This is a genomic window from Pseudomaricurvus alcaniphilus (genome assembly GCF_011440395.1).
Lineage (GTDB): Bacteria > Pseudomonadota > Gammaproteobacteria > Pseudomonadales > Cellvibrionaceae > Pseudomaricurvus > Pseudomaricurvus alcaniphilus.
Map to the genome: position 1 here is coordinate 270345 of NZ_JAAOIX010000005.1, position 24446 is coordinate 294790.

A 24446-nucleotide genomic window follows, 5' to 3' on the forward strand; every position below is an offset into this window, starting at 1 on the left:
CCGACCTGCGATCTGGTGCCCGCCCATAAAGACTGCTTCTTGTCACCCCCCCTGGATGGGCGCCACTATATCAATCCGCTGCCCCTCCTGCAGCCTCCAGGCGGCGCGCTGCCCGGCAGCCACAAACTCGCAGTCCACTGCCGTGGCGACACTGGCGCCGGTGTAGTCCAGCTGCCCCAGCAAATCCGCCAGGGTCTCGACCTCAGTGTGGGTTACTTCCCCGTTGACTAACACTTGCATCATTACCTTCCCTAATTTGATTCCGGCGCGCCCACGCCCGCGAGTGCGCTATTCAGCCCACTGACAGCCTGGGCCAGGTTGTCCGCCTCAGTGATGGCCCGCACCACAGCGATACTGCCGACGCCGGTAGCGGCCACCGCGGCCGCGTTGCTGCGGTTAATACCACCGATGGCCGTGGTGGGATAAGCGGGCTGCAGCAGCCGCACCCACTCCGCCAACTGGCTTATGCCGAGCGGATCGAAGCGCATCTGCTTGGTGGTGGTCTCAAACACCGGCCCCAGCGCCATATAGGACGGCGCAATGGCATGGGCCCGGGCGATCTCATACCAGGCGTGATTGCTCACCCCGAGGCGCAAGCCGGCGGCGGCGATGGCCTCAAGATCAGCGCTGTCGAGATCCTCCTGCCCCAGGTGGACACCGTAAGCACCGTATTCAATGGCCAGCGCCCAGTGATCGTTGATAAACAGTTGCGCCTGGTAACGACGCTGCAATTCCACCGCCTGTTGAACACTGGTGCGCAGGGCCATTTCGGTAGCGAACTTGACGCGCAGCTGGACCGTTTTTACCCCGGCCGCCAGCACTCGCTGCAAGCTGTCGACACTGTCCACCACCGGATACAAGCCCAGTGGGCTGTGCTCACAGCGGGGAAAATGCGACGCCGCGTTCGGCCCGGGCAGCTCACGATACCCGGGCAGCTCGCGATAGAGGCGCGGCAAATACTGCAAGTCGTCGGGCCAGCCAGTGTGTGCCACCGGGCCCGGGCCACGACCGAAACTACGCGCCCGGGCCAGGCCCTTGTTAAGGTACATTTTCGCCAGCACCAGCGCATCTGCAATAGCGTAGCCCCGCGCCAGGGCTGCGGCGATCGCCGCCGACAGGGTGCAGCCACTGCCGTGGCTGTGGGGAGTCCGTTGTCGCGGCGAGCGCAACCAGAAGTGTTGCGTTCCATCAAGGTAAAAATCGTCGCAGCAGTTCGCCGCGGACAGCAGGTGTCCACCGGTGATCAGCACCGCCCTCACCCCCGTGGCCAACAGCTGTCGCGCCGCCGCTTGCACGTCCGCCGCGGCTGCAATTTTAACGCCGGTCAACAGGCCCGCCTCGTGGGTGTTGGGCGTCAGCAGGTCCACCCGGGGCAGCAGTGCCCGCAACGCATCCAGGGCCGACTTGTCCAGCAAGCGCTGGCCCGTCGTCGCGACCATCACAGGGTCACACACCACCGCCGCGGCCTGCTTTTGCAGCGCCCGGGCCACGCACTCGATGGTTTCCGTATCCACCAGCATGCCCAGCTTTACCGCTGCCGGCTGCAGGTCGCTGAACACCGCCCGCAACTCCGCCTGCAATTGGCTCAGTGGCGTGCGGGTCACCTGCTCAATACCGGTGCTGTTCTGCGCCGTCAACGCGGTAATCACCGTACAGCCGTGCACGCCAAAATCGGCGAAGCTGTGCAAGTCCGCCTGGATACCGGCTCCACCGCCAGAATCGGAGCCGGCGATAGTGCAGGCGCTAACCTGATAGGGAGAGTGCTTCATTACAGGCCTACTGCTGGTGCCAAAAGGGAGTACCCGTCACCGGGGTACTGGGATTGGCGGTAGGCCGCGCACTTATGGCGCCGCTGCAAAAGCCGGCCCGGCCCGCCGCTACGGCGAGTTTGAAACCCTCCGCCATGGACACCGGTTGCGCCGCTTGCGCCACGGCAGTATTGAGCAGTACCGCCGTGGCGCCGGCCTCCATTGCCTGGCAGGCATGGGACGGGCGCCCGAGCCCGGCATCGATAATCTTCGGCACCTCCGGTAGACGGTGCTGCAGTGTTGCCAGCGCGTAGGGGTTGAGCAAGCCGAGGCCGGTGCCGATCGGCGCGCCCCAGGGCATTAACACTTCACAGCCCACATCGACCAGACGCTGGCACAACACCAGGTCATCGGTACAATAGGGAAACACCGCAAAGCCGTCTCTGCGCAATTGCTCCGCGGCTTTCAACAATTCAAACGGGTCCGGTTGCAAGTTGTAATCGTCGCCGATGACTTCCAGCTTGATCCAATCAGTGGCGAACAGCTCCCGCGACATATGCGCCAGGGCGATGGCCTCGCGCGCATTGCGGCAACCGGCAGTGTTGGGCAGCAGCTGCTTGCCGAGCTGGCGAATCATATCCCACAGGTTATTGCCGCCACCGCTGGCTGGCGCTTGCCGACGCAGGGACACGGTAATCACTTCCGCGCCGCTGGCCTCGATCGCCGCCGCCATAACCGCCGGCGACGGGTAGAGCGCGGTTCCCAGCAACAAACGACTGTGCAGGGTCTGGCCGTAGACCGTCCAGGTGTCGTTCGCGTCACTGTCCCGAACGCGGCTATTTTTATTTTCACTCATGCTGGTATCACCTTGATTGCTTCCTCCAGACTGCCGTTGCCAGGGTCAACGGCGCGATTTTCGAACAGCGCCAACGCCCTGGCCACCAGGGTCGGCCCCAACAGGTAACCGTGGCGATACAGGCCGTTGACCCGCATCAAGCCCTCGGCCTGGTAGATGCGCGGCAGATTGTCCTCGAACGCCGGCCGACACTGGCTGCTGGCCTGCACAATTTCCGCCTCGGCAAAACCCGTATGCAGGGTGTAAAGGGCGGACTGCAGCTCCAGTGCCGAGCGCACAGTAATCGGCGCCAGCGATTCACTCTCAATCTCGGTGGCACCTACCACGTAAAAATGATCCGGCTTCGGGGCGATGTAGATTTGATAGCGCGGGTGCATAAGGCGCACCGGGCGACTGAGTTTGACCTCCGTTGCCCGCACCCAGAGCAACTCGCCGCGCACGCCGCGCAGCTCTCTCAAGTCGGTACCGGCGCCAAAACCGCGGCAGTCGAACACATAGTCAAAGCGATGGCTGGCGCCGCCACTGCGAATAAAGCCTGCGCCCACCGTTTCAACCTGCTGTTGCCGCCGCCAGCGGCCGCCGGCCTTATCGATAGCCTGCCCCAGCGCAGCGAACAGAGCCCGATTGTCCAGGCAACCTTCACCAGGCAGATACAGGCCCCGTTCAAAGTTATCCAGTTCCGGCTCCGCGGCCCGCAGCTCGCTGGCGGAAAGCCAGTAGGGCCGCTGCAAATCAACTGCCGGCAGAGCCTGCAAACGCCGGCTCATATCGTCCAGCTCCAGCGCATCGGCGCGGTGGGCAACCGCGATACTGCCGCTGTGGCGCAACTCAACCTTGACGCCGCTATCATGGCAGAGCAGGCTCAGTAACCCCTGCCACTGGCGCAGCGCCCGACAGCCCAGCTGAAATACCTTGTTGCCGGCGCGCAAAGACTCGCTGTAGGGCGCCAGCATCGCCGCCGCGATCAACCCGGCGGACTGCTCACCGGCGCCGCTGTCGCGATCAAACAGCGTCACGCTGTGGCCTTGGCGCGCCAACTGCCAGGCCAGCAAGCGACCGCACAAGCCGGCCCCGGCGATACCAATGCGCACCGCTAGCTCTCGCTGCCGGTGGCGCTGAGCTGGCGAAAGGCCTCGCCCTTGCGCTGCATCTCGGCGTCAATATCCAGCAGCCTGATGCTGTCACTGGCTACCGCCTCGCTGCCCGGACCATTCTGTTGTGCCGCGTAGTCCCGCACTTCCTGGGAGATCTTCATGGAGCAAAACTTCGGCCCGCACATGGAACAGAAGTGCGCCTCCTTGGCCGCTTGCTTGGGCAGGGTCTGGTCGTGAAAGTTGCGGGCGGTATCCGGATCCAGCGACAGATTGAACTGGTCGTCCCAGCGAAACTCAAAGCGCGCCTTGCTGAGAGCGTTGTCGCGCAGCTGGGCGCCGGGGTGCCCCTTGGCCAGGTCGGCGGCGTGGGCGGCCAGCTTGTAGGTGATAATGCCGGTCTTGACGTCATCCTTGTCGGGCAGGCCAAGGTGTTCCTTGGGAGTCACGTAACAAAGCATGGCGGTGCCATACCAGCCGATCATGGCCGCGCCGATGCCGGAGGTAATGTGGTCGTAACCGGGGGCGATATCGGTAGTCAATGGCCCCAGGGTATAGAACGGCGCTTCGTGGCACAGCTGCAGCTGCTTATCCATATTGTCCTTGATCATATGCATGGGCACATGACCGGGCCCCTCGATCATCACCTGGACATCGTACTCCCAGGCAATCTTCGCCAGCTCACCCAACGTCTGCAACTCGCCAAACTGGGCCGCATCATTGGCGTCGGCAATAGAGCCCGGGCGCAAGCCATCGCCGAGGGAAAAACTGACGTCGTACTGGGCCATAATTTCGCAGATCTCGCGAAAATGGGTGTAGAGAAAATTTTCCCGGTGGTGCGCCAGGCACCACTTGGCCATGATCGAGCCACCGCGCGAGACGATCCCCGTAACCCGGTCGGCGGTCAGCGGCACATAGCGCAACAGCACCCCGGCGTGAATGGTGAAATAATCCACCCCCTGCTCCGCCTGCTCGATCAGCGTGTCGCGAAACACTTCCCAGGTCAGGTCTTCAGCGATGCCATCGACTTTTTCCAACGCCTGGTAGATGGGCACCGTGCCCACCGGCACCGGCGAATTGCGCACGATCCACTCCCGGGTCTCGTGAATATTCTTGCCGGTGGACAAATCCATAATGGTGTCCGAGCCCCAGCGAATGGCCCACACCAGCTTCTCCACCTCTTCCTGGATCGATGAGCCCAGCGCCGAGTTGCCAATATTGCCGTTGATCTTGACCAGGAAATTGCGCCCGATAATCATCGGCTCGATTTCCGGATGATTGATATTGGCCGGCAAAATCGCCCGCCCCGCAGCGATTTCAGCGCGCACAAATTCCGGTGTTATCTGCGCCGGAATCCGCGCCCCCAGCGGCATCCCCGGGTGCTGGCTAAACCCCTCGCTCTGCGCCGCCTGCTGCAGCGCCATATTCTCCCGTATCGCCACATACTCCATTTCCGGGGTAATAATCCCGCGCCGGGCATAGTGCAACTGGCTGACATTCTTCCCCGGCAGAGCCCGCCGCGGCCGGCGCTTGAGATCAAAACGCAAGTGATCCAGCGAGCTGTCGGCGAGACGGCTGCGGGTATATTCGGAGTTAACGTTGTCCAGCTGTTCGGTGTCCTCGCGGCGCTCGATCCAGCTTTCGCGCAAGGCCGGCAGGCCGCGAGTAATCACCGTGTTCACGGCGGGATCCGTGTAGGGGCCGGAGGTATCGTAAACCCGCAGCGGTGGATTCGCTGCAGTTACCACACTGCCATCGCTCTGCTTCAATAAACTCGGTGACAGCGCGATTTCCCGCATACCCACCCGGATATCGGCGCTGCTGCCAGGGACATAAACTTTCCTGGAGGCGGGTAACGGCTGCAAACAGGTGCTGTCGAGATGGGGGGGCTTGTATGGCGTTTTGGCGTTCATCGGATCCCTTCGCTGCGTCTGAAAAATAACGCGGGGAGCCAGATGAAACAGACAGGAAAGATAGACCAACAGATACAGAGCGGCGCCAGCTACAGACGCACGCACGCGCATCCTCGGCACCAACTTGTTCCCTACGCAGGTATAATCCCAATCAGGTTCAACGGGTAAACTCTCAGCCTGTGTACAGGCTCCCCGACAAGTGAGCGCCGAGTGTACCGGGTTTTATATTGGCAATACAAGGGGGAGCAGTAGCAAACTTTGTTGCTAGTGTACTGATGTTACTTGCCAGAATTGCCCTGCGCCTGAGCAATGAAGTCTCCTCTTGGGATTCGGTATTCGATCAAATCAGCTGCCAGAATTACCCTACGCCTGAGCGATCCAGACACGCCGTGAACCCGTCCCTGGGGGCTCTCTGTGGCCATCCATGGCCACAGAAGGTCTGGATCGCTCAGGCGCAGGGTAATTCAACGACCACTGTGCCGACGTCCAGATTAAAAAGGCCAGAACCCTCAACATACAGATTTCAAAGGCTGTCAATGAAGTTAAATATTCATGCGAATTTTCGACTAGGGGTGTGGAATTAGCTCAGTGGATAAGCATCAATTGGAACTTAGGGTTTTGGGTTTTGGGTTTTGGGTTTAACTCTAACCTCGCTGCGATGGTCGAAGTGGCGGTTGGCGAGGTTGCGCGGCTGACCGTCTGCCGACATGGACAAGGTGAATCAAAGCGCAGCTTTGAGAGAGGGCCCCCTGGGGGGTGTCGGCAGTCGAGCGACCCATGGACGGGTTTAAGCGCGTCAGCTGCGTAACCTCGCTAACCGACACCTACACAAAACAACAGCAAGCAGTCACCAGCCACCAGCCACTAGGTGCAACAAACCCAGTGAATGAAGTTAGTAGTTTGAGCAATAATTTGATGGGTAAACATTAACCTTCCTACAGGTTGCGATGGCAACGTAAACCAGATGACAAAACAGGTAAAACGGGCGTACTGAAAACCTGATAAACCCATAGGCACCCAAGTTACCGTAGGGATGGTAAGGACAGTACGCGCTAAACTTCATCAAGGCCAGGAGCAAACAAGCTCCTAAAACAGGCCGGATATATGGAAGCAACCTGACTTTACATCTGATACGAGGCCTTGCAAACGAGGAGGAGAACGTGTACGGATTCACGGCGTGTCTGGATTGATCAGGCGCAGGGCAATTCAACCGCCAATGTGCCGTATGAATGATTAAAAAAGCACGCTTCTGAACCCCAGACTCTCAATCGCAACATGACCCGCCGCCCCGTAAAAACCAGCCAGCACAATCGAACAGAAATTTTTGCTCGATGTACACATGCGCGCTGGAAGGAGCCGTCGTATCCAGGGCTTTTGTGAACTAAACCCGACATATCGCCGTAAATGATTTGAACAATAAAGAGGAGTAGCTGTTATGCAAACGTTTACTACAAGCAAATCATACACATCCAGTGAGCTGGACTACGCCGCACAAACAGAATCCAAGGTCCTCGCCTTAGTGTGGAGCACCGTGGCTGGAACGGCAATGCTCGCCAGTACCGTGGCAGCTTTTTGGGTCTCTGCCTTACTGGTCGCTCTCGGTGCACTAATCACCTTTTTTATTAAACGGGACGGGCAGAATACAAAGGTCCAAAAGGTTCGGGCAGACAAATACAGTCACGCCTCCGTATGCATCTGGCAGTTGAATCGGGAAGCCTGAGCCAAAGCGATCGATGCAACCTGGGACAGGCTCGCGAGACGTGCGAGCAAAACCTGCGCTATGAAAACTGCCCCGGGGGATGCCATCCAACCGACGGCTTTTACAGCTGAGTCCGTGCTTTAGAAACCAACATGAGGACAGCAGTGATGGAAAATGAACTGCACAACTCCAGCGTCGATCCACGCGAAGTCGAGCACTTCAAAGCACTGGCTGAGACCTGGTGGGATAAAACAGGTCCTTTCTGGCCCCTGCACAGTCTCAACGCCCTGCGCCTTGAATGGATCAAGGAACGGTTACACCAAGCCGGGCTCACCAGCGGCGGAGGACGGCCATTGACGGGCTTGCGCGTGATCGACATAGGATGTGGCGGCGGCATATTGAGTGAATCACTGGCCAAGCTCGGCGCACAGGTCACCGGCATTGATATTGTCGAGAGAAATCTTTCCATCGCCCGCGCTCACGCGGGAAAAAGCGGCCTCAACATTGATTATCGCTTGGCCACTGCGGAGGACGAAGCTGCACGCGGTGCAACCTATGACGTAGCTTTCAACATGGAAGTTGTCGAGCATGTTGCCAACTTGAATTCCTTTATGGCCGCGTGCAATAGCATGGTCAGACCCGGCGGCATAATGTTTGTTGCGTCCATCAACCGCAACTGGTTGGCGTGGTTAATCGCAGTACTCGGTGCAGAATACATCTTGCAATGGCTGCCGCGCGGCACCCACCACTACCATAAATTACGCAAGCCCACCGAAATCAGAAAGTGCCTCGCGCGGGATGCCTTGACTGTGGAAGACTTCGCAGGCGTTAAAGTCAACCCGTTTACTCGAAAGATGTCGATCGTACAGCATACCCTCGTCAACTATATGCTGTGCGCGAAACGCACTGTGGCGGCAGGTCTCTGACGTAAGAGTCCTGCAAACTTCCATGGTGTTGCCAAGCGCATGAGGGGCGAACGTCGGGCTCAACGCGCGGCCCGTTCAATCATTTTGCCAGTCGATTCTGTCAGCACACGCAATGGACCTGCAGCTCTACAGACTAAAAATGCGAAACCAACAAAGCTGAGTCTGGTAGCAGCGTTTTAATTCACCCCATCAACCGTCACACACTGGCACCGAAGGTTTCGCCCCAACAAACGCCACGTTTCTCAACAGCTCTACAACGCCGTTTCAAGTAATAACCGCAACTTAAAACAATCAAGGACCGCCGAAAGGTATAAAAATATCAGCGTTAATATCCGCCATATTCGCACCCGCCAGAAAGCACTGTTTGCGCAACTTGCTGACAAAGGTTTGTGCCCCGCACAAATACACCCCGTAGCCTTTCATATCAGCAAATTGCTGCTTGCAGTACTGATAAATATCCGCCTGCTGCACAGCGAAACTTTCCGTTCCGGCAAGCTCATCCTGGCACACCAGGTGGACCGCGACATTGGGTTGCATTGCGGCTATAAGTTGTAACTCGTTGTGCAAATAGAAGTCACTGGGCGCTTTCGCTCCCACCACCACATTAATAGCGCCGCGATGTTGTTGTGCCAACGCGGTACGTAAGATTCCCCAAATTGGCGCCAGACCGGTACCAATGGCGGCCAGCAACAGCGGCCGTTCAGAATCCCCACTGTAAACACATTTACCCAGCGGCCCCTGCACTCCCACCCGATCGCCAGCTTGCGCCTCATTGGCCACCCAGGACGAAAACTGCCCACCCGGGTAGTGGCGAATATGACACTCGATGACGCCGTCCGCGGAGGGCAGTGAAGCGAGTGAATAACTCCTGGCCAACGAATCATCGCGCCACAGCGTCACATATTGACCGGGAAGGTAATCAAAATCTGCCCGCAGCCGCAACAGCCAAACCTGTTCGTTCAGCTGCCGCTTCTCCACCACCACCCCTTCGACCCGACTACCGGCCGTATCGACCCGGCGCACATTGATCACCTCGGCGGGTACGCACTGGCAACTGAGAAAATAATTCAATTGCTTTTGCGCGTCCGACAGCCCGGTTTGCGCCGCACCGATATGGACATCATCCTCAGCACCTAACAAACAGGATTGGCAAACCCCGGCCCGACAACCGTTGGGGATACTGTGCCCCTGGCGCAAGAGGGCGTCGAGTACCGACTCCCCGTCGGCCAGGGCGACTGGCTCACCCTCAAAAACGACCGCGTTCATCGTCTTAAACGTTGAGCACGTCGTCCTTGACGGACAGACAAATAGCGACGATTTCGTCAATGGACTCCTGTGGTACTTCCAGCTCCTGCAAAGTGGCGACGAGATTCTCAGCCACCGCGCCAAAATGCACATCGGTCAGTTTCATATTTTTATGCGCTTCACGCATATCCTTGCCGGTGTAGCTGTTTGGCCCGCCAAAGGCCATGGTCAAAAAGGCTTTTTGCTTGGCGTGTTGCGCATCCATATCAACGGTATCAAAAAAGTCACTGATGCGATCGTCCGCCAGCACCTTGCGATAGAAAATATCCACAGCCGCATTGACCGCCGCGTCACCACCAATTTTCTCGTAAACAGACATAGCTTTATCCTTACCTGAATGGTATTGAAAAAAAAATTATTGAATTTGCGACAGCATATATTTCACTACTGCTGAAATATCGCTATCGGCAAGTTCGGTTTTACCACCTTTGGCCGGCATTAGACCAAACCCGTTAGTGGCGTGTTCGACGAGGGTTTCCAGGCCTTGTTCCGCCCGTGGCCCCCACATTTTTTTATTGCCAACAATGGGCGCACCATTGAGGCCCTGGGCATGGCAAACCTTGCAGTTTTTCTTGTACAGCTCCTCACCAAGCGCGAGCTGCTGCACTGCCTCAGCCTTTTCAGCGCCCTCGCCACAACCAACCAGCAACAATAAATTACTGGCCAAAGTGATCGCTAGAACCGATTTCACTATACTCATGACTTCCTTCTCAAATTATCAGGCCACCAGCGCAGCTGGCAGCCACATATGCCATTTAAAAGGATGCTGCTTAATTCAGTGGCACACGAATGACAACACCGCCCATCACTTCACCCAGGGCGAAGTCATCCTTGGGGGAATCCTTGTGTTCGTTGTGGCAGGAAGTGCAAGCCTCCGAAACCGCCACGTCGGGATAAACCGCGGTGAAATAGGTGGTATCGCCCAGGGTTTCCTCGCCGTAGTAATTATCCCCGGGGTTAGCCGCGATATACTCCAGACCGGCTTTTTCCACGGGTGTCTTGGGCGCATTTTGCTTGTTGATTGGCCAAATCGACTGCAGTGAATAAGTAAAGTCGTCAGTCAACTCGGCCACTGCCTCTGCACCTGCGCGAAACATTTGGGCCGGCAGCAGCGTGCCATTTTCGTACTCTTCCCAATGTTCATCGGGCTTGACCACATTGGAGCCGCCCGGTCCGAGACGGGCGACCACCAGTTTGGTGTAATTGGTCCGATCCGCCTTCATGACGGCGAACAGGGAGTCGGTGTAAATCTTGGGATCGATACCCACTTTTTCCGGCTCGCCACATCCCACCATCCCTACAACAGAAACGGCTAACGCTGCTGAAATTAAAGTCTTCTTCATGGTCTCTTCCTCGTTAGTTAACAACTTGCCAGTTAAAAATTACTGCGCTCGTTTAATAGCCCAATCTATCGATGGGATATGCTTTTGGGGTTTACCCTTAAAATTGTTATTTATCAGGTTTTCATCGGCGAGTGCGTCGATGGAAAACTCAAGGCTGTGGCAACTCATACACACCGGTCGAATCATTTTTTCATTCGGCCGTAACATCGCATTCTGGTTGTGTTCAACGCTGATTACTGCGCGTTCAGCGGCGGCGCCCAGACTGGCTACGTCAACCGCCGCCTCCGGCTTGTCGTGCACGATTCTGGGCATATGACAGGTCGCGCAGGTTACCGCCTGGCCCCAACTGATCTCGCCCTGCAATGCCCGCTGGGTCAACTGGCCGTGGGGGGATTGCGGGAAAGCGCGGGAGTGGCTGTCGTCATGGCAGCTCAGGCACGCTTCTACTGCTGCCACCCGGGTATCGAACTCATGGGCAGCATGGCAACCGGTGCAACCGTGCTCAGCAGTCAACGCGTCCTGCTTAAACGGCAGCGCCGACATTTTGGGCTGTAAGGCGGGCAGACCCGCTGCCAGGCGCATACCGTGCTTGCCCGCCAAAAACCCTTGCGCTTCCTGGCCGTGGCAACTCTGGCACTGTGCCAGGGCCGGTTTCTCCAGCCAGTCACCGTCGTCGTCACTGTGACAACCGGCACAATCGACACCCGCCTGCGCGTGGCCACTGAGCGACCACTGCTGCTGTATTTGCGGGTGCCGGGCGACCTGCGCGGTGGCATCCACCCGCGGCCCAGGCACTACTGCCGGCGCATTTTTCCCAGCGTGATTGGCTGTTACTAACTCGGCAACTGCGCCCAACCAATGGCCGCCTGCATTGGCGACCAGAAAATCTTCAAACAGCGCCCGATTGTCGTGAAAATTGTGACAGCCCGCGCTGGCGCAGGAATCAAACGCCAGGTCCTTGTGGCTTGGACGATCCTTGCCGATATCGATATGGCAGTGAAAACAGTAATCGCCAGCGATGGTCAATCCCATCGGGTGCGTCTGCTCTTTTTGGTGCTCGGTGTGGCAACTGACGCAGTAGCGAGCATCGAGAACCTCCAGCAAATTGGCATTTCTCGGGTCGGTAAATTTCTTTTTCGGGTGCGAGTCGCGCGCGGTTTTCAGCTCCTCGCCATGACAATTGACGCAGGCGTTCTGCAGTACTTCACCGCCGCCGAATGCGTCGGTGTGACAGGAACTGCAGGCCAACTCGATCTGGAAATGACCGTGACTGGCCTCGCCAATCAATAACTCACTTTTGTCTTCTGCTGCCAACATAACGTAGAGAAAGTACCCGCCAATTAACAGTGTCAAAAGGATCCAGGCGAACCAATACCATCGTTTCAATTTGGCCACCTAGAAGTAGTAAACACTGAGCACATGAACCATCAACAACACCGGCAGCGGCCAGGCGGCTACTATGTGCAACAAACTCCAGCCGCGCTGCACTGCTTGTGCGCGCCCCGGTGCCAGCCTGTGACCTAGCGCCGTAACCGTGCCGGCCAACGCGCCCATGACCAGCACCAGCAAAAAAGTCAGCAACAGCAGGCGATTGAGGTTTTCACCCGGGTGGAAGCCGGTGTGAAAGACAAGCAACACCGCACTCGCAACACCCAAGGCTACGTGCAGCAAGCGCCAGCCGGGAAAACTGCCCATCCAGTTCCACTGCAAACGCTTGCGCAATGACATCAGCATGCCGATCGCCACCAGGCCGAGCAGGGAAAAGCCGGTCACCTGCTTCCAGCCCTTGTCGTTCCAGATTTTTTCAAACCAGTGCTGCGTTTGCACCGACTGCGCCACGCTCTCAGCTGGCATCAACACCACCAGAGCCACTAGCGCCGCCGCCAGGGTACTGCCCCCCAACAGCCACTGCCAGGTTTCGGCGCGCTGCGGCCTGGCGCCAACCAGTTGCGCCAGCAACGGCTTGCACGAGCCGCAGGTGGTGCCGGCGCGGGTTGTGCCAGACAGACTGGCAACCGTGGTGCAGCCCTGGGCTTTGGCCTTGAGCAGTTCCCCCTGGCAAACCTGGTTGCACTGGCACACTATGGCAGTGGCCGGCCACTTGTTGACATCGCCGGCGCTCTCGGAAAACCACAGGCGCCCGCACAGCCAAAACCACAGCATCTGCCAGGGCCAGACCCGGCGCCCCGACTGGAACAGCTCCTGCACGCGGCTGAAATCCGGCCAGCGACCGTAACCTACGGCGCCGATCAACTTGCCCTTGTGCACCACAATTTTGCGGTAGCTCGATTTTTTCTGGCCGCCCCAGCGAACCTCCCGCTGCCGCGGGCGATCCATCAATTCAACCACTTCACCCAGGCTGACCACGTCTTCACCGATAACTTTCAGGCGACTGACAGTGGTCGAGCCCTGGTACACCGGCTTGCCGCCGCTCAGCACTTCCGCTGCTATGGCGGCCTGCTCGAGACCGGGCCCCACCAGCCCATAGGTTTTACCGCGGTGCTCACTGCACTCGCCGACGGCGTAAATATTCGGGTGCGACGTTTGCAGCTGGTCGTCAACCACGACACCGGTGGCAGTTTTCAGATTGGCCTCGCGCGCCAGCTCCAGGTTGGGGCGGATGCCGGCACTCAACAGCACCGTATCGCACTCGATCTCTTCGCCGGAGTAAATGCGCACCCCGGTCACTCGCGCCCCGGCATAGATTTCACGCACACCGGAGTCGGTGATCACCCGAATACCAAGGGCGCTGACTTTTGTCGTCAACAGCTGCGCGGCTTCACTGTCCAGTTGCCGGTTCATCAGACGACTGCCCTGCTGGACCAGGGTCACCTGGGTATTGAGCCGCGACAAGCCGCGCGCCGCTTCAATACCGAGCACGCCGCCGCCGACCACGACCACGTGGCGCGCACTGGCCATGCGCGAATAGAGCGCCTCGGTATCTTTCATGCTGCGAAAGGTGTAAACACCGCGGCTCTGGTTGCCGGGTATATTGGGTACGTGCGCCCGCGCACCGGTTGCCAGCACCAGGTGATCGAAGTAGTGCCGGCCGCCAAGGGCATCCTCGACGTATTGTTGGGCGGGAAAAATGCGCTTGATGGCGGCAACGGTAAATTCGAAATTGGGATGGAGACCTGGATCAGGCACGGGTATCTCGATGGCCCGGGCACTTTTCTCCCCCGCCAGTAACGCCGACAACAACACCCGGTTGTAGGGCTGAAACGGTTCATTGCCAAACAGATGCACACGGGCCGCGGGCTGGCGGCGCAAGATTTCGTCCACCAGGCGCATGCCGACCGGGCCACTGCCGACCACAATGGTCTTGCCCAAGGGCAGTCCTTGCCAGCCGCAAATCTCATCCCGCTTGTCTAATTGAACATCGACCAACATATAAACAGTGTTCCCCAATGGCTCCCGGGCTGCGGCAAACTGACTTACGCAAAGACCCCGATATTGTGCACAGCACGAATTGTGCCACTGTCTTTTGTCGGTCATTTCGGGCGGAATAGGCGGAAATCGCGCTTCAGAAAGAGGCGCATTGTCGAGAATTTGCACCACACTTCAACAAAAATCGCGCCAATTAATTTTTCGCGCTGCACGGCGACCACTGTTTTGGTGCAACAATTTGCTCCGCAGCGACTTTAATTGCCCGGTAGCGGGCATCCCTGTTGAAACCGGCACCACCGCGGGTGTAGGCTGCACTTCAATTTTCGTTCACCACCAGGCTGGTATTGTTTTATGCGTAAAACCAAGATCATTTGCACCATCGGTCCTGTCACCGAATCCTACGAGATGCTGGAAAAGCTCTACCACGCGGGCATGAACATAGTGCGACTGAATATGTCCCACGGCGATCACGAATCCCACGCCCGGGTCATCCGCTCGATCCGCACGCTCAATAAAAAGGTCAAGTTCCCGGTACCCATCCTGCTCGACACCCAGGGACCAGAGATTCGCACCGGCGATATCGCCGAAGAACTGAAGCTGCACACCGGGTCAGAGGTCACCATTACGGTGCGCGGCAGCGAAAATGTCGAGGAGACCTCCATCCACATCAACTACGACGACCTGGTCAACAGCGTCAGCACCGGCGATGTGATTACCGTGGATAACGGCCTGATCAACTTGCAAGTACTGGAGAAACTGGATCGTCAATTGCGCTGCAAGGTCATCGATGGCGGCGTGCTGAAGAGCAAGCGCCACGTCAACTTGCCCGGCATTCGGGTCAACTTGCCGGCCATTACCGAAAAAGACCGGCGCGATATCGAGTTCGCCGTGGAGCAGGAGCTGGATTTTATCGCCCTTTCCTTCGTGCGCCGGGCAAGTGATGTGGAGGAGCTGCGTGAACTGCTGGGCAAGAAAGCCAGCAAAACCAAAATCATTGCCAAAATTGAAGACCAGGAAGGGCTCACCAACCTGGAAGACATCATCCACGCGGCCGACGGGGTCATGGTTGCCCGCGGTGACCTCGGGGTGGAAATCAGCATCGAACTGCTGCCCAATGAACAGCGCCGCATGGTGCGCCTGTGCATCGAAAACGGCAAGCGGGTCATCGTCGCCACACACCTGCTGGAGTCCATGATTGAAAACCCGATCCCCACCCGCGCCGAAGTGACCGATGTTGCCAATGCCATTTACGAGGGCGCCGACGCCATCATGCTGTCCGGCGAAACCACGGTCGGCAAGTACCCGGTCAAGTGTGTCGAGACCCTGGTCAAGATTGCCAAAGCCAGCGAGCATGGACAGGGGCTGGATTTTTCCCGCAACCTGAAAAAGCTTACCGAAAAGCAGCACCTCGCCTCCGCCACCGTCGACCTGGCAGAGTCGCTGGGAGCGAAAGGCATTGTGGTCATCACCCGGCGCGGCTTTATGGCCAATATGGTCACCAATTGCCAGCCCCACCACACTCCCATCTACGCCTTCAGCAATGACAGCCGCACCCGGCGCCAGCTGGTGCTGAATCGCAACCTCTATCCGTTTCGCACCGAGTTCAGCCTGGATCCGGAAAAGACCCTGCTCAATGCCTTTACTATGCTCAAGGAAAAAGCCGGTTTCGAGAGTGGCGACCAGGTGGTGGTGGTATCCGACATTATTGCCGGTTCGGGCGTAGACGCCGTGCAAGTGCGGCAAATCCCCTGAGACGGCCGCGGGCGACAGCGGTATAATCGGCGCTTTTCAATAAGTGCCCACCGTGCCCGAGATTTTCACTACCGCGTTTGGAAGCTACCCGCTGCAACGCTACCCCAGGCCCACCGGCAGTGCCGACAAGCAGCAGCCACTGCGGGCCTGGGATGCCGCCGATGAATACCTGCTGCAGTGGTTGCACCAGCAAGGCCTGCCGCGCACCGCGGCCGCCACCCTGATTGTCAACGACAGCTTTGGCGCGCTGACCGTCAGCCTCAGTCATACGCCCCTTTGGAGCCAAAGCGACTCGGTGCTGGCACAGCTCGGCTGCCGCGCCAATCTCGCTGCCAACGCTATCCCGGCGGACGACATCCAGCTGCTGGACAGCCTGCAAGCACCCACCGCGGCCATTGAGCTGGCGCTGGTGAAAATCCCCAAAAGCCTGGCCCTGCTCGAAGACCAGCTCTACCGTTTGCGGCCGCTGTTGAGCCCCGGCGCCAAAGTGGTGGGCGCCGGCATGACCAAGACCATCCACAACAGCACCTTGCAACTGTTTGCCAGGGTACTCGGCCCCACCCACACCTCGCTGGCACAGAAAAAGGCACGCCTGATCTTTTGCCAGCCAGCGCCGCAGGACTGGCGCGGTGACTCCCCCTATCCCAGTTACTACGCGCTGGAAAACACCGAGCTCACGCTCTGCAACCACGCCGCGGTGTTCTCCCGGGCAGGGCTGGATATCGGCAGCCGTTTCCTGCTGCAAAACCTGCCCGACCTGGGCGCGACGCGCGAAATTATCGATTTGGGGTGTGGCAACGGCGTGCTCGGCCTGATGGCGAAACGGCAGTGGCCGGGGCTGCACTGCCACTTCTACGATGAGTCGCACATGGCCATTGCCAGCGCCCGGCACAATATTGAGGCGGCCTTTGGCAGCACGGCCGGCTGTGAGTTTTCCGTCAACGACTGCCTGCGCGGGGTGCCGGCCAACAGCGCCGATGCCATTCTCAACAACCCGCCCTTTCACCAGCAGCAGGTGGTTGGTGACCATATTGCCTGGCAGATGTTTCGGGACTCACACCGGGTCTTGCGGCGCGGAGGACTGCTGTGTGTGGTCGGCAACCGCCACCTCGGTTACCACAGCAAATTGCAACGCCTGTTCGGCAACTGCGAGGTCAGCGCCAGCAATCGCAAATTTGTGATTTTGCAGGCGCGGAAATAGCGGGCCTGGGATCAGGCGTACTGGTGGGTTACCCGCAGCTCATACAAGGCATCGAGAAAGGCCTGTTTGCGCGCGCGCATGGTGCGGCGTGCAATTGCCACTTCGGCCTTGAGCGCATTGAGTTTCTTTTCCAGCTCCAGCTGCGGCAGGTGCATGGCGCGCAACTGCAAGCGCTGGGCTTTAAACGCTTCCCACTGGTGCGTGGCCTCCAGCCAGTCGGACTTCAAAGTCTCCAGCCGGGTCTCCCAGGCTTCCCACAGGGCCCCCTGCAGGCGACCCCGCACTTGCAGCAGTTTACGCCGGGCGATAATTTCGGCCTCCTGCTTTTTGCTGGCGCGGTGCAGGCCTTTTACCAGGCCCAGCCCGTTTAACAACAGAATCACATAGCGAGTCGGATCCAGCAGCCAGCCGCTAAGGCCAAAACCGTTGCGGTAATCGCGGGCAAAGTCGTGGTGGTCGGCGTGGTGATTGCCCTCACCCAGGGGCCCCAGCCAGAGGTAGTTATTTTTCGCGGAACTGCTGGCGCCGCGAATAAAACCCCACATATGGGTGACACTGTTCACCGTCCAGGTATTGTGCTGACCCAGCACAAAAGCGCATATCGAAGCCGTCATCAGGCACAGACCACCCACCAGGGTGCCGCTCAACCAGATGCCCAGGCCCAGCGGCAGGATAAAGTTCAGGCCCACCAGCAACGGCACGTACAACTTATCCTGCCAGACCAGTGGCGCCGAGTTTTTCGCCTCATAGGCCTTGTCTTTTTCACTGGTGTCGGGGTGAAACAGCAAATAGGTGAGCACGTGCGACCAGAGGAAATTGCGCCAGCTGCTGCTAAACCAGGTCGCACTGTAGGGGTCCAATTCGTGCCGGCCGGTGCGATCCACACTGTGATGAATCACATGCAGCGCCGCCCAGCGCCGCACACTGCCCTGCGCAGCCATGGGTTGACCGATAAAACCAAACAACAGGTGCACCGGCCAGCGCACTACCCGGGCGGCACCGTGGGAGATCAGGCGATGGGAGTAGAGGGTGGTGGACAGGCAACCGAAAAACATGTGCCCCAGGGTCCAAGAGAGCATCACCTGCCAGAAGCCTGGCGGGGCAAAATAGTAGGCCAGCGGGGTACCGAGCAGACAGATAAGGTGGGTAAAACCGATAAACGACGTGGTTACCCAGTCGATGGTGAAACCGCGCTCAAATAACTCTGCAAAACTGTTGTAGATAGGGGCGGGGCTGTTGGGGTGAGACTTCATTGCAAAACCTGTAATTGAACTGGACAAGGGTAGTATAGGACAAAGGTGAGATGGACAAGATGCCTGCCGGGTGCCCGGGCTGCTGTTTTAGTTAGTTGCGAACCACGCGCCAGGGACAAACACTCAAACTGGATTATTTTATTTGTTTCAATAAACTAACGCTATTACGCACAAACTTTCCCGACTATCACCAATATACACGTGTTCGCCAATATACACGTATTTGGCGGCCTCGTCCCGCTTGCCCGCTCGCCGACGCACCGCCGACGCTGTCTGAACTCGCGCAGTAATTTTCCGGGTATTTATAGCAATTAAGAGTCCCATACCTGGATAAGGTTCCATGTATAATGCCCGCCGCAAGCTGCCTCTGCGCAACCGCCATTCACTCAACAGCCCCTGATTGCCATGTCCACTATCTCTCTCAGCCCAGACTATTTACAACGCTTTGGCGGTGTCGCCCGCCTCTACGGCGAGCCGGCCCTGGCCGCGCTGCAGCGGGCCCACTTCGCGGTGATCGGCATTGGCGGGGTGGGCAGTTGGGCCGTCGAGGCGCTGGTGCGCAGCGGTGTCGGGAAGTTGACCCTGGTGGATATGGACGACATCTGCACCACCAACAGCAACCGCCAGGTACACGCCCTCAGCAGTACTGTCGGCCAGCAAAAAATTGCGGTGATGGGGCAGCGTTTGCTGGACATCAACCCGGAGCTGGAATTGCAACTGGTGGATGATTTTCTCGAGCCGGAAAACATGGAGCAGCTGATCCACCCCGGCCTCGATTTTGTTATCGACGCCATCGATGCCGCTTACGTCAAGGCCGCCCTGATCGCCCACTGCAAGCGCCGCAAAACCCCGCTGGTGACTGTGGGCTCAGCCGGCGGCAAGCTCGACCCCAGGGCAATCATCAGTGCTGACCTCAGCAAAACCACCAACGACCCCCTGCTGGCCCGGACCCGCAACAACCTGCGCCGCCAGTACGGCTTTTCCCGCAACCCGAAGCGGGTGTTTTCCGTGGAGGCGGTGTACTCCAAAGAACAGATGACCTACCCGGATCAGCAGGGTGGCACCTGCCGCAACAAGTCCGGGCTTGAAGAGGGCGTAAAACTGGATTGCGCCGGCGGCTTTGGCGCCGTCACCATGGTTACCGCCAGCTTCGGTTTCGTGGCCGCGGCGCGTGCCATAGAGCGCTATTTGGCGCGGCAATAATTGCCGCCCGGGCCTGGACGACTCGCGCACGCTGCCAATTGAAAAGTGCGGCGCTAGCAATATTCTGGCGCAGCCACTGGCGGCCGCGACGGAATTTGCAGCCGCAGAGAGCCTCTACTAACCGCGCAATCGCGCAGCTCACCCCTGGACGTGCTGCAGGGCCTGGTGCAGCAAGGCCCTGAAGCCATTGCTGCGCGATGGGCTGAGGTACTTCTCCAGCCCCAATTCGGCAAAGATCTGGTCAAAATCGAGCGCGCCAATTTCCGCGCTGGTCTTGTTGTCGATCAGTAGCAACAGCAAAACCGACAGCCCCTGGATTACCCGGGCGTCGCTATCAATGGCAAAACGATGGCGCTCACCGCTGCAATGGTGGGTGAGCCAGACCTCGCTTTCACAGCCCTGCACCAGGTTTTGCGGCAGGCGGATTTCCGGCTTCGCGCTCAGCAGGGCGGCCCAGCGGGTAAGCTGGCGATAGCGCTTCTGCCAGCTGCCTTGCTGACTCAACTCGTGCAGCCCTATGCCGCCGAGGTCGTCGCCAAATCCGGCCCCCGCAAGGCCGGCCGCGCGCGTGGCAGGCGTGGATAGCGGCAGCTGCCGCAAGGCGCCGAGCAGGCGATCGATATCGGCGCGGTCGTTGTACGCGGCCAGCGAAATCCTGACGCTGCCGGCCTGCCCGACTTTATCCATCAGTGGCTGGGCACAGTGATGGCCAACCCGCACGGCGATGTCCTGCTCGTCCAGCCAGTGGCCAATATCCACTGCCGCCAGCGAACTGCCCGGCGCCGGCACCAGCGCGGTAATTCCGACATTGTGCTCCGGCCGGGTCAAGAGCTTGAGCGGCATGACCTGGGTCAGGGCTTGCAATTCGGCGTGCAAATAACGATTGAGGTGGGCCTCGTAAACGGCCATGGCCTGGCGATCCTGCGCTTGCAGCCAGGCCAGGCAGGCCCCCAGGCCGGCGATGGCGGCCAGGGCCGATGTGCCGGCCTCAAAGCGGTGCGGTGGCGCCGCGTAGTCGCTGTCGTACAAGCCCACCCGAGTAATCATTTCACCCCCACCCTGCCAGGGCGGCAGTGCCGCCAGCGCCGCGCTGCGGCCATAGAGCAAGCCAATGCCGGTGGGGCCGTAAAACTTGTGCGCCGAGCCCACCAGGAAATCGCAGCCCAGCGCCTGCACGTCCACCGGCTGGTGGGCCAGCAACTGGGATGCGTCCACCAGCAACAGGCACGCCGCCGGCAGCCGCGCCCGCAGCGACTGCACCTCGACCCGAAAACCGAGGGCGTTGGAGGCCGCCGACAGCGCCACCACCCGGGTTCTCGGACTGAGTACCTGCTCCAGGCTTTGCAGCTGCGGCTGGCCGTTGACGTCCGGTATGAACAGCAGCCGCAACTGGTGGCGGGCAGCGACCATTTGCCAGGGCACCAGGTTGGCGTGATGCTCCGCCGCGGACAGCACAATTTCATCCCCCGGCTGCAAGCCACTGGCAATGCTGTTGGCGAGCAAGTTGAGGGCCTCAGTGGCACCGCGGGTAAAGACGATTTCAGCGCTGCTGCGGGCATTGAGGAAGGTTGCCGCTCGCTCGCGCACAGCTTCTACCATGGCGGTGGCGGTGCGTGCCAGGCGGTGACTGGAGCGATGGGTATTGGCGTTGTAGCGGCTGTAGAAATCGCTGATCGCGGCGATCACAGCGGCCGGCCGCTGGGTTGTAGCCGCATTGTCCAGGTACACCAGTTCGCGGTTCTCCGGGTGGGAGAAGAGCGGGAATTGGCGCTTGAATTCGGAACTGTTAAAGCTCATGTCGTCGTTACATCACCGCAGAAAATTCGACCGTACACTACCATCCCGGCAACAGTGCCGGGTGCGACAAGGTGCGGCTGGTAGCGTGCCGGGAGTACCCTGCCAGCTATGCCGCCAACGGGGTCAAGCATGGAGACCGAACAGCTGCCGGGCGTTGGCGTCGGTCTGCTGCTGGACTCGGTCCCGCGACAGGCCCTGCAACACCGCCAGGTGATCGGCCACTTTCAGCAACTGCAGTGGACTGTTGGGCTCACCCTGCATGCCGCACAGCGGCATATCCGGCGCGTCGGTCTCCAGCAGCAGGCTCTCCAGCGGCATGGCCGCCAGGGCCGCCCGGGTTTTGCGAGCACGGGGGTAACTGATGGTACCACCCACGCCGATATAAAAGCCAAGCCGCCAGTACTGGCGGGCCAGCTCGAGGCTGCCGGCAAAACCGTGAATAACCCCGCCAGCGGGGGGCCGATACTGCGACAGCAGCCGCAGCACGTCGTTGTGGGCCTTGTGGGCGTGCACAATCAGCGGCTTGCCCAGATCACAGGCCATCTGCAAGTGCACGCAAAAGTAGTCCCGCTGGGTGTCCATCGGACATTCGATACCGCCGTCGAGACCACACTCACCAATGGCCACACAGGGCCGCTGTGCCAGCCAGACCTGCAGCCAGCGAGCAAACGCCGGTACCGCCATGGAAGCCGTGGCAATCCACCAGGGGTGCAAGCCCGCCGCCATCCACAACCGCAGCGGTGTCTCAGCGGCCACTAACTGTGCCAGCTTTTGCCACTGCACTGGCGCGACTCCGGGGATAATAATATCGGTGATCCCCGCCACCGCACACTGCTGCAACACCAACCTGCGGTTCAGGTCAAAAACCTCAAAGTCCAAATGGCAGTGACTGTCGATCATCCCGTGGGCCCTTTGGCTGGCAAGTAACAGCGAGGCGACAATCAGGGCGAGCTGCTGGCCACCAGGCTGCCCCACAAATCGTATTCATCGGCGTGCTCAATAAGCACCTGGACCCGGTCCCCTACCTGCACCCCGAATTCTTCATTCAAATACACCACGCCATCGATCTCCGGGGCGTCGGCGTGGGTGCGGCCGATCGCGCCCTCCTCGTCCACTTCGTCGATCAATACCTCCAGGGTGCGACCGATTTTTTGCTGCAGGCGAGCGGCGCTGATGCGCTGCTGGGTCTCCATAAAACGCTCCCAGCGCTGCTGCTGCACATCCTCCGGCACATGGTCGGGCAGGTCGTTGGCGCGAGCGCCTTCCACCGGCGAGTATTTGAAGCAGCCGACCCGGTCCAGTTGTGCCTGCTCAAGAAAATCGAGCAGAATCTGGAAATCCGCCTCGGTTTCCCCCGGAAAGCCCACCACAAAAGTCGAGCGGATGGTGAGATCCGGGCATATTTCGCGCCAGCGCTGGATCCTCTCCAGCACCTTTTCACTGTGCGCTGGACGCTTCATCAGCTTGAGAATACGCGGGCTGGCGTGCTGGAAAGGAATATCCAGGTAGGGCAGTATTTTGCCTGCCGCCATCAGCGGAATAACCTTATCCACGTGGGGGTACGGGTAGACATAGTGCAGGCGCACCCACACCCCCAATTCACCCAGCGCCACCGCCAGGTCCTGCATGCGGGTCTCCAGCGCCTGACCGTCGACGAAATCCAGTTTGTATTTGCGATCCACCCCGTAGGCGCTGGTGTCCTGGGAGATCACCAGCAATTCCTGCACGCCACTGGCCGCCAGCTGCTTCGCCTCGGTCACAACTTCGGCCAGCGGCCGGCTGACCAGGTCACCGCGCATCGCCGGGATGATGCAGAAAGTACAGCGGTGGTTACAACCCTCCGATATTTTCAGGTAGGCGTAGTGCTTCGGGGTCAACTTGACCCCCTGGGGGGGCACCAGGTCGAGCAGCGGGTTGTACTCCGCCGCCGAGGGCGGAATAAATTCGTGCACCGCATTCATCACCTGGTCGTAATCCGCCGGCCCACTGACACTCAACACCCCCGGATTGGCCGCCTTGATGGCCTCGGCATCGCTGCCCTTGCCCATACAGCCGGTAACAATCACCTTGCCGTTCTCACGCATGGCTTCACCGATAGCGTCCATGGACTCCTGCTTGGCGCTGTCGATAAAGCCACAGGTGTTGACGACCACCACATCGGCGTTGTCGTAACTGGATACCACCTCGTAGCCATCCAGCTTCAGCTTGGTGAGAATACGCTCGGAATCCACCAAAGCCTTGGGACAGCCAAGGCTGACAAAGCCGACTTTGCGGGCCTGGTCGGAACTGCCTGCGGGGCCGCTGACGGGGCCGGCAGAGGACGGGGTTGACGGGGTTTTTACGGGGGGTTGCGGCATGTGTGATCAGGGCCTGTGGGATGTTAGCCAAAAGGCGCCTATTGTACTGAAATCCGGCCCGCAGAGCGAATCATCAACGCTGGCAACACGCCTTGCAGCCCCCGGGCCAGACCAAAGCACCAACTTGGTGCACCAATAATATTTGCACTGCCAAAGTGCAGGCAGCCACACCCACCAACACCCCTGGCGGCCCTGCTGGCGCCGCTTTCTGCCACCACAGCACTACCCCTGAGTGACGCCCGGCCCCACCCTTCCAAGCCGACTGACAGCCGGGCTCCTGCAGCAGTGAAACTGGCGCAGACGCCGGCACTGCTGCCACAGAAACTTCCGCAATTTTTTATTCGCGGAACCTCGTTGCGCTGCCGGCCACAACTTCCCCACGGCCAATTCATGCAGCGACGGCGAGCTTGGTATCTGAATTGCAAGATGCTTGACAGGGCTGAAAAAGAGACACGAAAATGGCGCTATTGGCGCACTATTTTTGATCACATGCAGAGCTATTTTTGGCCACAGGAATAGCTTTAGACTAAGCTCAGGTGTATACATATAATCAATTTAGAGACATTGAACGTAGAGACACATTATCGGCGAATATTTTAGTTAACAAAGGGTCTA

At 59.2% G+C, this 24446-nt stretch carries 19 protein-coding genes and 1 riboswitch; of the genes, 4 read left to right on the forward strand and 15 right to left on the reverse strand.

Going from position 1 to position 24446, the window contains the following annotated elements:
• Positions 1–42: 42 nt before the first annotated feature.
• The 5 genes from thiS to thiC are packed head-to-tail and all read right to left on the reverse strand — an operon-like array spanning position 43 to position 5608.
• Positions 43–243, reverse strand: a complete 201-nt coding sequence (gene thiS, locus G8764_RS12645; protein ID WP_207951856.1) for a sulfur carrier protein ThiS — start codon at positions 241–243, stop codon at positions 43–45.
• Between the two features lie 8 nt (positions 244–251).
• Complete coding sequence (gene thiD / locus G8764_RS12650) at positions 252–1769, reverse strand: bifunctional hydroxymethylpyrimidine kinase/phosphomethylpyrimidine kinase (protein ID WP_166164994.1); 1518 nt, start codon at positions 1767–1769, stop codon at positions 252–254.
• 7 nt (positions 1770–1776) lie between these two features.
• Positions 1777–2604: a thiazole synthase gene (locus G8764_RS12655; RefSeq protein ID WP_166164995.1), complete on the reverse strand. Its 828-nt coding sequence runs from the start codon at positions 2602–2604 to the stop codon at positions 1777–1779.
• Positions 2601–3695 carry an FAD-dependent oxidoreductase gene (locus tag G8764_RS12660; protein WP_166164996.1) on the reverse strand — a complete coding sequence of 365 codons (1095 nt, stop codon included), beginning with the start codon at positions 3693–3695 and terminating at the stop codon, positions 2601–2603. Before G8764_RS12660 ends, G8764_RS12655 begins: the two co-directional genes overlap by 4 nt.
• 2 nt (positions 3696–3697) lie before the next feature.
• Positions 3698–5608, reverse strand: a complete 1911-nt coding sequence (gene thiC, locus G8764_RS12665; protein ID WP_166164997.1) for a phosphomethylpyrimidine synthase ThiC — start codon at positions 5606–5608, stop codon at positions 3698–3700.
• Between the two features lie 111 nt (positions 5609–5719).
• Positions 5720–5813: riboswitch (TPP riboswitch) on the reverse strand.
• 1661 nt (positions 5814–7474) lie between these two features.
• Between thiC and ubiG the strand changes: the two genes are divergently transcribed.
• Positions 7475–8233 (forward strand): bifunctional 2-polyprenyl-6-hydroxyphenol methylase/3-demethylubiquinol 3-O-methyltransferase UbiG, encoded by a 759-nt coding sequence (gene ubiG / locus G8764_RS12670; RefSeq protein ID WP_166164998.1) that lies wholly within the window; start codon positions 7475–7477, stop codon positions 8231–8233.
• A 291-nt stretch (positions 8234–8524) separates the two neighbouring features.
• On the opposite strand, the gene G8764_RS12675 is transcribed toward ubiG, so the two are convergent.
• The 6 genes from G8764_RS12675 to G8764_RS12700 all read right to left on the reverse strand — a co-directional run bounded on the left by G8764_RS12675 (position 8525) and on the right by G8764_RS12700 (position 14271).
• On the reverse strand, positions 8525–9499 hold the full coding sequence (locus G8764_RS12675; RefSeq protein ID WP_166164999.1) for an FAD-binding oxidoreductase: 975 nt from the start codon (positions 9497–9499) through the stop codon (positions 8525–8527).
• 4 nt (positions 9500–9503) lie between these two features.
• Complete coding sequence (locus G8764_RS12680) at positions 9504–9857, reverse strand: group I truncated hemoglobin (protein ID WP_166165000.1); 354 nt, start codon at positions 9855–9857, stop codon at positions 9504–9506.
• 36 nt (positions 9858–9893) lie between these two features.
• Positions 9894–10145 carry a c-type cytochrome gene (locus G8764_RS12685; RefSeq protein ID WP_166165001.1) on the reverse strand — a complete coding sequence of 84 codons (252 nt, stop codon included), beginning with the start codon at positions 10143–10145 and terminating at the stop codon, positions 9894–9896.
• Positions 10146–10308: 163 nt separating this feature from the next.
• The gene (locus G8764_RS12690; RefSeq protein WP_166165002.1) at positions 10309–10881 is read right to left on the reverse strand and encodes a Tll0287-like domain-containing protein; all 573 of its coding nucleotides are present in this window, start codon (positions 10879–10881) and stop codon (positions 10309–10311) included.
• A gap of 39 nt (positions 10882–10920) precedes the next feature.
• A complete protein-coding gene (locus G8764_RS12695) occupies positions 10921–12234 on the reverse strand; it encodes a cytochrome c3 family protein (RefSeq protein ID WP_207951857.1) in 1314 nt (437 codons plus the stop codon).
• A 42-nt stretch (positions 12235–12276) separates the two neighbouring features.
• Positions 12277–14271, reverse strand: a complete 1995-nt coding sequence (locus G8764_RS12700) for an FAD-dependent oxidoreductase (protein ID WP_166165003.1) — start codon at positions 14269–14271, stop codon at positions 12277–12279.
• A 348-nt stretch (positions 14272–14619) separates the two neighbouring features.
• Here G8764_RS12700 and pyk point away from each other — a divergent pair, with 348 nt between their 5' ends.
• Both pyk and G8764_RS22965 read left to right on the forward strand, forming a co-directional pair.
• Positions 14620–16020: a pyruvate kinase gene (gene pyk, locus G8764_RS12705; protein ID WP_166165004.1), complete on the forward strand. Its 1401-nt coding sequence runs from the start codon at positions 14620–14622 to the stop codon at positions 16018–16020.
• Between the two features lie 52 nt (positions 16021–16072).
• Positions 16073–17221: a methyltransferase gene (locus tag G8764_RS22965; RefSeq protein WP_166165005.1), complete on the forward strand. Its 1149-nt coding sequence runs from the start codon at positions 16073–16075 to the stop codon at positions 17219–17221.
• An 11-nt stretch (positions 17222–17232) separates the two neighbouring features.
• Here the strand turns inward: G8764_RS22965 and G8764_RS12715 are convergent, their stop codons facing one another.
• On the reverse strand, positions 17233–18474 hold the full coding sequence (locus tag G8764_RS12715; RefSeq protein WP_166165006.1) for a hypothetical protein: 1242 nt from the start codon (positions 18472–18474) through the stop codon (positions 17233–17235).
• 414 nt (positions 18475–18888) lie between these two features.
• Here G8764_RS12715 and tcdA point away from each other — a divergent pair, with 414 nt between their 5' ends.
• The gene (gene tcdA, locus G8764_RS12720) at positions 18889–19677 is read left to right on the forward strand and encodes a tRNA cyclic N6-threonylcarbamoyladenosine(37) synthase TcdA (RefSeq protein WP_341806391.1); all 789 of its coding nucleotides are present in this window, start codon (positions 18889–18891) and stop codon (positions 19675–19677) included.
• A 138-nt stretch (positions 19678–19815) separates the two neighbouring features.
• On the opposite strand, the gene G8764_RS12725 is transcribed toward tcdA, so the two are convergent.
• From G8764_RS12725 to rimO, 3 genes are all read right to left on the reverse strand, one after another.
• A complete protein-coding gene (locus G8764_RS12725; protein ID WP_166165008.1) occupies positions 19816–21474 on the reverse strand; it encodes an aminotransferase class V-fold PLP-dependent enzyme in 1659 nt (552 codons plus the stop codon).
• 123 nt (positions 21475–21597) lie between these two features.
• Positions 21598–22449 (reverse strand): TatD family hydrolase, encoded by an 852-nt coding sequence (locus tag G8764_RS12730; RefSeq protein ID WP_341806389.1) that lies wholly within the window; start codon positions 22447–22449, stop codon positions 21598–21600.
• Positions 22416–23831, reverse strand: a complete 1416-nt coding sequence (gene rimO, locus G8764_RS12735; protein WP_166165009.1) for a 30S ribosomal protein S12 methylthiotransferase RimO — start codon at positions 23829–23831, stop codon at positions 22416–22418. Before rimO ends, G8764_RS12730 begins: the two co-directional genes overlap by 34 nt.
• Between the last annotated feature and the right edge of the window lie 615 nt (positions 23832–24446).

Coding starts and splice junctions, on each gene's coding strand:
- thiS (WP_207951856.1), bottom strand. CDS start 243: ATGATGCAAGTGTTAGTCAACGGGGAAGTAACCCACACTGAGGTCGAG.
- thiD (WP_166164994.1), bottom strand. CDS start 1,769: ATGAAGCACTCTCCCTATCAGGTTAGCGCCTGCACTATCGCCGGCTCC.
- G8764_RS12655 (WP_166164995.1), bottom strand. CDS start 2,604: ATGAGTGAAAATAAAAATAGCCGCGTTCGGGACAGTGACGCGAACGAC.
- thiC (WP_166164997.1), bottom strand. CDS start 5,608: ATGAACGCCAAAACGCCATACAAGCCCCCCCATCTCGACAGCACCTGT.
- ubiG (WP_166164998.1), top strand. CDS start 7,475: ATGGAAAATGAACTGCACAACTCCAGCGTCGATCCACGCGAAGTCGAG.
- G8764_RS12675 (WP_166164999.1), bottom strand. CDS start 9,499: ATGAACGCGGTCGTTTTTGAGGGTGAGCCAGTCGCCCTGGCCGACGGG.
- G8764_RS12680 (WP_166165000.1), bottom strand. CDS start 9,857: ATGTCTGTTTACGAGAAAATTGGTGGTGACGCGGCGGTCAATGCGGCT.
- G8764_RS12690 (WP_166165002.1), bottom strand. CDS start 10,881: ATGAAGAAGACTTTAATTTCAGCAGCGTTAGCCGTTTCTGTTGTAGGG.
- G8764_RS12700 (WP_166165003.1), bottom strand. CDS start 14,271: ATGTTGGTCGATGTTCAATTAGACAAGCGGGATGAGATTTGCGGCTGG.
- pyk (WP_166165004.1), top strand. CDS start 14,620: ATGCGTAAAACCAAGATCATTTGCACCATCGGTCCTGTCACCGAATCC.
- G8764_RS12715 (WP_166165006.1), bottom strand. CDS start 18,474: ATGAAGTCTCACCCCAACAGCCCCGCCCCTATCTACAACAGTTTTGCA.
- G8764_RS12725 (WP_166165008.1), bottom strand. CDS start 21,474: ATGAGCTTTAACAGTTCCGAATTCAAGCGCCAATTCCCGCTCTTCTCC.
- rimO (WP_166165009.1), bottom strand. CDS start 23,831: ATGCCGCAACCCCCCGTAAAAACCCCGTCAACCCCGTCCTCTGCCGGC.